Source organism: Fundidesulfovibrio magnetotacticus, assembly GCF_013019105.1.
Classification (GTDB): Bacteria; Desulfobacterota; Desulfovibrionia; order Desulfovibrionales; family Desulfovibrionaceae; genus Fundidesulfovibrio; species Fundidesulfovibrio magnetotacticus.
Genome location: NZ_BLTE01000054.1, coordinates 1 through 526 on the forward strand (window position 1 = coordinate 1; position 526 = coordinate 526).

Below are 526 nucleotides of genomic sequence, written 5' to 3' on the forward strand. Positions count from 1 at the left end.
AGCACGAAGCCCAGGATGGTGAGCCCCATGATGGTCCCGGACTTGCGCAAAAGCGGCATGTCCTTGATGAGCACCGTCTCGTCCATGGCCATGATGCGGGCCTTGAGCTCCTCGCGCACGTGCAGGCGTTTGCCGAAAACCACCTTCCAGAACACCAGCCAGACCGCCATGAGCAGCGCCACAACCGGGGCCAGGTGCACGATGAAATCCATGAAGGCCAGCCCGGCCTTGGAGGCGATCATGATGTTGGGCGGGTCTCCGATGAGGGTGGCCGTGCCGCCGATGTTGGAGGCCAGGGCCTCGGTGATCAGGAAGGGCACGGGGTCCACCTCCAGCTCGCGGGCGATGAGCAGCGTCACCGGGGCCAGCAACAGCACGGTGGTCACGTTGTCCAGCAGCGCCGAGGCCACGGCCGTGACCACCGCGAAGATGACCATGACGCGGAAGGGGTCGCCCTTGGCGAGCTTGGCGCTCTTGATGGCCACGTACTGGAACACCCCGGTCTTGGTCATGATGTTCACCATGA

At 64.3% G+C, this 526-nt stretch carries 1 protein-coding gene; it reads right to left on the bottom strand.

Annotated features, from left to right (window positions below; all coding sequences use genetic code 11):
- Nucleotides 1–512 (bottom strand): sodium:proton antiporter (locus tag NNJEOMEG_RS20270; protein ID WP_235957054.1); only part of this gene is annotated, 512 nt, incomplete at its 3' end.
- Nucleotides 513–526 lie beyond the last annotated feature (14 nt).